Annotated in this window: 11 protein-coding genes; 8 read left to right on the top strand and 3 right to left on the bottom strand. The window is 45.9% G+C overall.

Annotation, left to right across the window (positions count from 1 at the left end):
- The 3 genes from AC5JL8_RS27695 to AC5JL8_RS27685 form a co-directional block, all read right to left on the bottom strand.
- Positions 1–2,935, bottom strand: a 2,935-nt coding sequence (locus AC5JL8_RS27695; protein WP_495882895.1) for a DUF3854 domain-containing protein, incomplete at its 3' end; no start/stop codon positions are given.
- A gap of 221 nt (positions 2,936–3,156) precedes the next feature.
- Positions 3,157–3,324: a ribbon-helix-helix protein, CopG family gene (locus AC5JL8_RS27690; RefSeq protein WP_495882894.1), complete on the bottom strand. Its 168-nt coding sequence runs from the start codon at positions 3,322–3,324 to the stop codon at positions 3,157–3,159.
- A gap of 340 nt (positions 3,325–3,664) precedes the next feature.
- A complete protein-coding gene (locus AC5JL8_RS27685) occupies positions 3,665–3,844 on the bottom strand; it encodes a hypothetical protein (RefSeq protein ID WP_461913692.1) in 180 nt (59 codons plus the stop codon).
- Positions 3,845–4,083: 239 nt separating this feature from the next.
- On the opposite strand from AC5JL8_RS27685, the gene AC5JL8_RS27680 reads away from it, so the two are divergent.
- The 8 genes from AC5JL8_RS27680 (at position 4,084) to AC5JL8_RS27645 (ending at position 9,523) form a co-directional block, all read left to right on the top strand.
- Positions 4,084–5,199, top strand: a complete 1,116-nt coding sequence (locus tag AC5JL8_RS27680; protein ID WP_495882893.1) for a ParM/StbA family protein — start codon at positions 4,084–4,086, stop codon at positions 5,197–5,199.
- A 4-nt stretch (positions 5,200–5,203) separates the two neighbouring features.
- On the top strand, positions 5,204–5,464 hold the full coding sequence (locus AC5JL8_RS27675) for a hypothetical protein (protein ID WP_495882892.1): 261 nt from the start codon (positions 5,204–5,206) through the stop codon (positions 5,462–5,464).
- On the top strand, positions 5,461–5,703 hold the full coding sequence (locus tag AC5JL8_RS27670; RefSeq protein ID WP_495882891.1) for a hypothetical protein: 243 nt from the start codon (positions 5,461–5,463) through the stop codon (positions 5,701–5,703). Before AC5JL8_RS27675 ends, AC5JL8_RS27670 begins: the two co-directional genes overlap by 4 nt.
- 32 nt (positions 5,704–5,735) lie before the next feature.
- Complete coding sequence (locus AC5JL8_RS27665) at positions 5,736–5,933, top strand: hypothetical protein (protein ID WP_495882890.1); 198 nt, start codon at positions 5,736–5,738, stop codon at positions 5,931–5,933.
- Positions 5,934–6,028: 95 nt separating this feature from the next.
- Positions 6,029–6,424: a hypothetical protein gene (locus AC5JL8_RS27660; protein ID WP_495882889.1), complete on the top strand. Its 396-nt coding sequence runs from the start codon at positions 6,029–6,031 to the stop codon at positions 6,422–6,424.
- Positions 6,424–7,029 carry a hypothetical protein gene (locus AC5JL8_RS27655; RefSeq protein WP_495882888.1) on the top strand — a complete coding sequence of 202 codons (606 nt, stop codon included), beginning with the start codon at positions 6,424–6,426 and terminating at the stop codon, positions 7,027–7,029. Before AC5JL8_RS27660 ends, AC5JL8_RS27655 begins: the two co-directional genes overlap by 1 nt.
- Positions 7,030–7,082: 53 nt before the next feature.
- On the top strand, positions 7,083–7,649 hold the full coding sequence (locus AC5JL8_RS27650) for a hypothetical protein (protein ID WP_495882887.1): 567 nt from the start codon (positions 7,083–7,085) through the stop codon (positions 7,647–7,649).
- A gap of 2 nt (positions 7,650–7,651) precedes the next feature.
- Positions 7,652–9,523, top strand: a complete 1,872-nt coding sequence (locus tag AC5JL8_RS27645) for a hypothetical protein (protein WP_495882886.1) — start codon at positions 7,652–7,654, stop codon at positions 9,521–9,523.
- The last annotated feature ends 188 nt before the right edge of the window (positions 9,524–9,711 follow it).

Genomic DNA, 9,711 nt, shown 5'->3' with positions numbered 1-9,711 from the left:
TACGCTCAGATAGGGTCAACAGATTCCACACAGCAGATTTAAACTCAGGAGTCCAATCTTTTACTAGCTCCTCAATCATCTCCCAGGACTGCAAAGCAATACAATCGCTAATCCGTTCCGCATTAGTAATAACGTCGGTGTTCGCATGATCACCATCACTATCACAACCCGCTTCATTAGAATCAGCATTACCTTGAGTGTTGCCTAATTCCCCATCTGACAAAGATTCATCTGTTGTTGTCGAAGGCATCTCTACTGGTGACGGCGACTGTGATGGCAACTGTGACGGTACTGATGACGGCGCGAAACCCTTACTCTGATTGCTTTGTGATGGCGTTGAGATTTTGGGCGACTCTTGGGGCTGATTTTCTAGCAAAATTGATTGAGTGTTTGGCAGTGAGGGTAAATTTTCTCCAACGAGTAGATCCAATTTTTGATTATCGATTTTTTCTTCAATCAAATCAGGGATTGTGCTGTCACCTGCCTCAAAGTTCTTATTTATCAGGGATTGAGAGCCGTCACCTGTGCCATCACTACTGCTGTCACCACTGCCGTCACCTGCATTAATTCTTTGAGCCAGGGTATAGTCATGAGTTGGGATATGGTCATCCATGCCCACAATTCTTAGGCGCAATCCGCGAATGAATTTCCCGGTCTTGGTCGCTTCTTTTTCTACCTCCCAGCCCAGGACACTGCGGCACAACTCTAATAAATCAGGGGAGAAGTTATTGTGATGTTTGGCATGATTCCCCGATTTACGGCAATAGCTGTTATACGAGCCGAATAATGTCACCGGAGTAGTCCCGTCTTCTCCTTCATGGCGATCGCTGCCGACTGGGGTTTTCGCCATTGGGTCATAAATGACGTGCTGGTTAATCCAAGCAGCGATGGAATCTACGCGGGTGCGGTTTTCCCAAAATTCCAAGGCACATTCGGGAATCTCTTGTAATCCCAGTAGCACGTTTGTAACGTGTTCATCGGGGATGCTCAAAACATAGTTGGTAAACGCGGATAGTTCCGGTGCAAATACCACTTCTAAGTTGCGGCGTTTTGAGGGTGGCACTTCTTTCTGACAAGGGACAGTAATCACTCGGCGTTTGACGCGGCTGGCTGATTCGCCCATGAAAATCGGCAGGTTGGACAGCACTAATACCATGCCGTCATAGCGATATGGAAACGCCTTTTTCCCTTTCTCCTCTGCCCTGATAAAGTCTTCCCCAGTTAACGACAGGAATTTCCCCAGCTTACCAGTTTGCTTGTCTTCGTCTGGGAACAGTACCAAGCGCTTGCGGTAAGCGTTAGCTCCCTCAAATCTGTTGCCGCACCATTCTTCAAGAGTGGTGGTGTGGACATTCTGTTCACCAATTAAATTCACCACCAGCCGACTAAAACTGCCTTTGCCCGTACCACCAGGGCCAATGAGGTGAACAAATTTTTGCAGGTCATGTCTGCCCTTGATAACGGCGTTACAGTAGCACAGCAACAGGTCTTTGATGGCATCGTTACCGTTAGACAGGTGATTGAGGAACGCGTCAATTTCTGACCAGTTTTTAGCATTGGGATCGTAAGAGCGTGGCAGTTGCCAAGTCAGGCGATAACTGGGGGAATGGGGTAAAAGCTTGCCTGTGGACAACTCCACCACACCATTCATAAAGGGCAACATTTCTCTGGGGGAAGCCTCAAGCCATTTGCGAACTATCAGTTGATTTCGCATGGCTTTGACGATGTTGGTAATGTAGGTGTGGGAGTTGTAGCCTTCAATCCCCTTGCTGGCAAGTATCTGTGAGACGATCGCTTCGATAAATTCGTTGGTTTCCGGCGACCAGACCCCAGCAAAATCAGCCTCATAGCGCATCCACAGGGCAATCTCATTGTTAAAAGCCAGTCGGTCACGGTACTCTTGGGCTATCTCACGCCCTATCTTATCCGCAGGCGGCACTCGAAAAGTTCTGCGCTTTGAAAATTGTTTTTCTAAGGAGACGATCGCCGTTTCATAGGCATCATCAAAAGCCCCTGCTCCCTGATTGACAATCAAATCATCCAGCCCCTTACCGTCTTTTGCATCCCAGTTTACATTAGCCGCGTAGCAATCTCGCTTCTCTAATGCTTTGTGCAGTTTCCTTGTCCCTCTGGCTACTGCTTTTTTGGCACTGCGCTTTGTGTCCTGGTCAAAGGCGATGAGCCATCCTGTTTCCTGGCTGGCGAAAGGAATTAAATCTTCTATCAAGCAGGCATTAATCCCAGTTGCGCCGCATTCGCAGCCATAAAGACCCATCATCACATATCCATTGGAGATGGCACACAGGGCTTTCTTGCCGCCCTCGGTGATACCTCTTTCTATGGACGATTCTTTGAGCCATTGCCAAAAGCTACCAACTTTTGGCACTTTTAGGCCGTAGCGTTCCCCTATCATCTGCCGCGCTTCGGGGGGTACAGGGGGCAAAAATGCTCGATTGCCGCCGCCTTTGGGCGCAAGATACTTGTATGGGCGTTCCTTATCTTCGTCCCATAAACTGACCATTACCTGCCATACTGAACCATCTTCATTCATCAAAAACGCGGCATACAACGGCTCGTTGGCTTGATGCCCAAATCGCTTGTAATCCCAGCCTAAAGCGTTATGGATTGGGGTTTCTACATCACCGCCAAGAACACATTCAATATCTTGGTGGAATTCGACACAGGCATCAAATACTTCTGTTGCAATCCCTGAACCTTCAATGAATGACTGGCGAATAAACGCTTGGAATTGTTCAAAACTCTCAAATTTGTTCCGCCGTTCCTCAAGTGGGCTGCTGTTGAAGGTGGTATGGTGTGGTACTAACTCTTGATTTGATGAGGTGTACTGCGCTAAAATTGACGCAGAAATCAAATCTTCTCGCTGTGCGCCATGATGTGACAGTCCGGGCGCATTTGGCGTTTCTAGCTTATTCATTTGTGGCTCCTTAATTTGGTGATTACTTTGATAAAGATTGAGTAATCCCTTCCCCTTTCAGGCACGCCACTGTTACGCTAGAACTAGAAAATATTTTTTGTTTTGTAGCGGTAGGACTAACCGCTGGGTGACGACTGACAATCGTCTTGGTGTGTTCTAGCCTAGTAAGTAGGTTCTTTGTGGCGCACCCGAAAGCAGGTGGGAACTACCCTTTTTTTTGCTTATAAAGCATGGTAAGTCTGCTCTAGGTATGCGGATACTGCATCCAGAATTAATCGATTTCGACTCATATTTAATGCATTAGCTGCCCTAGTCCACTTTTCTAATTCTTTTTCTGGTAGGCGCACGCTGGTTGTAGTAGTTGCGGGAATCTTGGTGGTTGTATTCATGTTTCTTCCACTGGACGTATCACTTAAGCATCATATTTCGAGCTTTAATAAAAAGAAACTGACTTTCTGCTATTCTTTATCTGCAAAAAGTCAGGTAAAAAATAGACAAAGTGCAGTAAAAATATTTTTTCTAATAAAATCGCTTGTGTATTTGTTTCCTCTTGTTGGACAACTTGCAGTAGGATTGTTTCTATTTGGTTAAGCCATCTGGGTAGTTGTCCGTTACAGCTGTAGTTACTAAATATTTTGGTCATAGAAATTACTCAGACTTATTTGATTCTTCCTTACTTTTGGCGATCGCTTTTTAGCTTCACAGCGATTTTAGCGCAATGTTGCAACATCAAGTTAGTGAAACACCTCTTTTACTGAGATACTCTTTAATTGCTTCTTCAACTGCGTCTGTAATCTGAATTTCCTGATCTGTGCAGTAGAGGCGAAACTTTTTAGCTATATCTTTTGATATTAAAGCAGTTATCTGTGAATACTCTGGATTGTTACGTCTCCCCATGCCATTACTCATAAGATTTATTGCTTTATTTTACTGTTGCAATAACAAATCATCATTAAACTTGTTATTGCAACAGCAAGTTATTGCGTTAGCATGACAGTAGCAAACCAAAAACAGTCACTCAACAAAGGCAATAGAAGCCAGAAAGTGATGTTACGGCAAGCCTCTAATTGAATATCTGGATTTATCGTGATTTGCTTAAAAATCAACGCCTTGCCAGAAAAATCAAGACTTTACCAATAATTTGAACCATGACAACCGTATACACCAATGCCAAAAATTGGCTAGTTAAAGCAGACTTGTTAGCCAATTCTGGGCTAACTGACCTTATCGCCGGAAAAGACTCAGGAGCAGGATATGGCAAGGCAATCATCGGTGATTTTTCTATCATGATGCCTGCTGCATACTCACTTGTTCGCAACCGCAACGTCATGCATCACGAAACCATTTCTAAAGATGGCTGCTGGGTTCGATATGTAGAAGGAACACGTCTTGATTTAAAAGATGTTCAATTCTTTTGGGGTAGTGCAGCGATCGCACAGACTGACCACACCCTGTTACACGAAGATAAAGCGAAAAAGGCAGAACTGGCACTAGAAAGCATCCTTGCAGATTTGGCAGTTCTGAATATTCCCGATGGTGTCAAGCTAGAAATTAGTTTGAGCAATCACAACCCAGAACGCTGGGGCCAAGAGATTAAACGCAGAGTAGAAGGGACTCACACCTTTGAGCATCTGCACCCTGTCACTCGTTCCATTGTTACCAAGACAGTTGAAATCGTTGTTACTGGCATTTATCCCGAAGGGTTTGGAAGCATTGCCCACTGCTTATTCGGTGAAGCATCCCTGGTACTTGACCCCTCAGAATTAGCGATCGCACTCGATATCGGTTCATCAACTTGGTTGATTACCGTGTTCAACGGTAGCGGTGCAGTGATTGACCGTCACCTGATAGAGGGTGGTTGCGGTGAACTACACAGCATGATTGCAGAAGCTCTCGATAAGCGAAACGACCGAGTAAGTCTGCTGTCTAAGGATGTGAAGCACTCGCCCAGTCTCGTGAATCAGGGAATTATCGAAGGCACTTTCACTTATGGAGGCAATCACCTCACAGGCAAGAAGTTTGAGGCAGAGTACAGCCAATGTCTAGATGAATGGTGGTCAAACAGGATTGAGAAATTCGCCAACTTTGTGACTGCTGGTAATTATCTAGACCGCGCTAAATACCTTGTCGCCTGGGGTGGTGGTGTTTCCTTGCCAGTAGTGGATCAAAATCTTGCCTCCTTAGGATTTGTGGTTTTAGAAAATCCCCAATTCATCAATGCTTTCGGACTTAAGTTATTAACAGAAATCTCCACAGGAGTGTAAACAAGTGTCTGATAAAACATCCTACGAATCTCGGCGTATAACCATCTCTTACTTAGCGGTTTATGAATTGTGTCAGATGTTCAATATTCCCAGTGATGCGCCAACGCAAGCCCTTAGTGCAGCAGTAGAAAAGCTAATTTTTCAAGGTGGAAATGTGCAGACATCTCCAAAAACTCAAAATTCCTCATCAACACCAACAGCAATTCAACCCAACAAGGCAGGACTAGCGAATATGGCCAGTCAGTTTAAAGGGGTAGCTTCATGAACAACTTAAATAGGGTTTATGACTCAACCTTACTAAGCAAGTCGAAGGTTTACCAAATCGAGCGAACGCTATATCAATACCTCTACCAAACAGGCACAATTAGAGCGCCCCAGTACATCTTCCGCCCTCTTGCTGGACAAAGGAAGAAGGCTGATTTGAAGCTGAATCACAAGGCATTAACTACTCGCTGTTATCAAGTGTCAAACATGAGTACCAAAGCCTCTGTTATCAGCCAATAATCACTGCAATTATCGATTTTTTGAGGTGAATTATGAACACTCAACCACTACCCGAATTGATTGCACAAGCCCAACAATTAGTAACGCAAATTCGGCAGCATCCACAATATCAAGGCTTACGTTTTGATTGCGATGTAACGCTTGGGGATGTCAGCCAATTTTTCAATACTCTGCAATGGTCGGCCGCAGATTCAACTGTGGATGTTTCTCAAGAAGGCTTTTTTCAGTGATGGGAGAGCGATTGCAATGATTGACCGTCGGTGCAATCGCCCTACTTTCGTGTCTACCGCCGCATAACGATAAACGACATAAGGATTGTAGCAAGATGAATAACTCCAATCTATTCTACGAGGCATTAAACGCATTAACTAACAATGGATGCCCATCAGAATTGGCGCAATCAGCAGCTTTTATTGTGGCCAACGATGACCCATTCCAACCCGATTTAGGCAGAACACCACAGCAACAGCAAATCATTCAAGAAGCACTGCCATACTTGCCTACCGGAATTTATGACCAATTTCAAACCATCGATGAAACGCCAAACCCTCTCACACATGGGCAATTCTTAGGGAATTTTGGGGGAGAACTGCCAGACGAAACCATTTGGAGGCTTGCAGAGGGCGACATGACAGCACTAAACGATATTACTGATGATGCAACTAAAGACAGAGCCAGCAGCATCTTCACCAGACTGAATGATTTGGGAGCGTGGGAGTAATGAACCGGACAGTAAAACTAAAACTGGATGCACCCATAACCTATGCTGCCTTGCATTCCCTTTCGGGAATCAGCCAAGAAACAGTATTCCAAGCCCTCGACGGTAACAAAACCGCAGCAGCACAAGTGGCAGATTTTAGAATCAAGCAAACGCAACGCGCCCAAAATGCCAAGGCGGTATTCGGCAACCTATCACAAGGCTTACAGGCAACTGAAGCGGTGATGACAGAAGAAAGCAAGTTTCTGACTGATGCAGGTGCAAGTATCAACAAAATGGCTGATGGTTGGTCAAAGGTTCGGGTTAGTGATGCGCGTTTGGGGTACGGCTTAGAACAGAAGGTTATCGCCTCTAACAACCAAATAGCCCAAGAACAATTTCGGCACTCTAGGACACTCAACTTATTGGGGGAATCGCACCGCACCGAACTGCGAGGGATTGAGATTGACGCGACTAGTGCCAGAACTCAACTGTGGCAGAAGGTTAACGCTAAAAAATCAGATTTGACCCCTGGTGATAAAGCACGGGAAACACTGCGGGACATCCACAGGCACGGCTCTAATGCAATGCGAGGGGTGAAAGGGTTCTTCAGACGGTTGATTGACTAGCTCCTAAATCCCCAGCTTTGCCTGGGGATAATGATTTTCATGAGATGTTCATCATGTTAACCAAGAATCAAAATCAAACACCCATCTATTTCGATGCAGAGATTGTAGACGAGCGTACACAGCATATTCAGGGCGAACAATACGACAGCGAAAAGGTACAGCAGGCAATCGCCCAAACCGATGGCGGCGTAACTGTACTTCGTGGCATTGCTCAGGGTTCTTTCCTGGTTGGGTTTCAAGTTGCGTCAACCCAATCGCTGTATCTAGCAGGTAGTGTTGGGCTGTTTCCCGCAGTCGTGGCAGGTTTACCCGTTGGGCTTTCTGTTGCTGCTACACTCTGCTATTTACGCTTTGACAATAGTGTGATTCCCCTAATTTGCGACCGTCAAAAGTTTGGGCTTGGGGTAACTCGTACCCTCATGCTGGCTGCTAGTTCGTGGAAGTTAACCACAGATGCCCAACAGATGGACTTTGTAGCTCGTAGCAGTTTTTTGGGAGTCACCCAACAGGTAAAGCAGTATGAGGGGATTGAGTCACCAAAACAAACTAATTTCCCCATAATTCTCAGCTTGGCCGCAGTCGTGGCAGTGATTCTAGCTTTCTATTGCCGTAAGAGATGACTATGGACACCATACCATCTGATCTCAATCAACGCTCATACAGCTTACCACCGCGTCTAAATCTGGCAATCATGGCATCCATAACAGGCGCGGTGATTTGTGGCATTGCTGCCCATGTTGGCGACGGCATCTCAAAGAAAGAATTGTGCTTTTACCCACTCTCAGCCAGAATCCATGATGCACCAATAGAAGCAGGTGTTGGCAACCCTGATAAATTGCTTTTGGGTAACAAGTATTGCCGATATGAGCAGCGATCGCAAATCCCAGAGCCTTATCTTAAGGCTAACCAGTACCGCACAAGCAACCCGAACTATAACCCTTGGGCATTTCTCCAGCACGATAGCCTGTACACTTTTCGAGAACTAAGTGCCGACAACCCCTTTAAAATTCATCTGGGCATTGGTGCAATGGTGTTAGGGGCAATAGGGTTGTGGGCCACCACCAGGGCAAGGGATTATCTAAGCGATATCAGACCCCACTACCGAGCTACCAAGCAATTTGAAGGTGTGAAAGCTAATTACTCTCTCAAGCTGGGTGAGCAGTTGCTTGAACTATCTGGAAATGAGTTGATTAAATACCTGCGTGGTATCAAAATCGCTGAGGCCAGACAGCAGTTTATCGCCAGCATTACCCCACAGCAAGTAACAGCCCTGCTCATGGCGATGAATGCGGATGATTACTACGAGTTTGGGTACTTGCTAGATGGTGGTGCAAGTTTTGAGAAGTTTGAGCAACCGCAATTACCACACGGCACACCGGGGACAGTAACCGAACAAGTGCAGCAGCCAGTCATTGCCAACGGTGACAAATACCAATGGATGAAAAACGCGATTGGCTACCCTGCTTTACTGTTTGGCGGTATGGGGTCGGGTAAGTCGTGGACAACTAGAGAGATTGTCTGGCAGAAGGTACAAGCGGGATGGGATGTTATAGCTCTAGACCCGCACGGGACTGAGGTTGAATGGCGAGGGGTGAGGCTGATTACTGGTTACAGGGAAATAGCCGACTTCATGCAATGGTACATGGGGGAAATGCGCCGCCGTTACAGAGCCTATCGTGAAAGCGGAATGGTTGAGGAGCAATGGACGCAACACTTAAGAGACACAAACCAACATTTCTGTGTAGTCGCTGAGGAGTTTACAACTTGGACAGACAACATTGTTGAGCCAATGCCAGATGATTGTGAGGATGAAAAATGGAAGCCCGACCCTGATTTTGTCGGTAAATGGTTTCGCTGTGCTATGACCGAATCCCGTAAACAGTTGATGATTCCTTTGTTTGTCGCCCATGATCGCACAATGGAAATCTTAGCCAAAGCCAAAGGATTATCAAAGCTCAGGGATGCGGCACTGTTAGAGGTGGAACTGTTTGCAGATATAGACAGCGTAACTAAAGAAGCAACAGCAAGCGGTAAAGGTGCAATTAAGTTACCAGGACATGGTGAATGGTTGCCAATTGAACTGCCTAAACTTGACCACAAACGAATTGATTTTCGGTTTGATGAATCTGTGAAAGCTGATGCTCAAAGCAACACCAAAAAGGTAGACCCCAAACTTTCAACAGATCACGAAACAGCAGAGCGCATCTGGCAACTGGAATTTAATTTAGATAAGCCTTCATCAGAATCTAGCCCTACCCAATCCCTAACACCACTAGCCCAATCACTGCTGCAATACCTCCAGCGCACCGGGAGAACATCGGCAGTCATACAGGAGATACAGCCCAACTTTAAGGTAAAGGGTCAACGGTTCAGTTCCGAGGAATTAAAGCGACTGTTTAATGAGTTGGTAGAGGCGAGTCTGTCCGTCTGGCTTGATGCCAATACCATCAAAATCAGTCCAAATCATCCAGACGGACAGGACGGACAGAATTAGACAGAATCCTTGTACAACAAGGGACAGACAAGACAGAGCCGGGACAGAAGCCGGACAGGAGACATTAGCCCTCGGATTGTAGCGGGGGTTTTATTATTAGCGCTCACCCAAGGACAATTCCCTGATGTTTACATCTGTAGACACTGTAAACAAATCTGTCTGTGCGCGTTGTAGAAAAAACTTGGTAG

The organism is Mojavia sp., assembly GCF_059505145.1.
The sequence above is the reverse complement of the archived record's forward strand: the minus strand, read 5'-3'. Positions and strand labels throughout refer to the sequence as shown.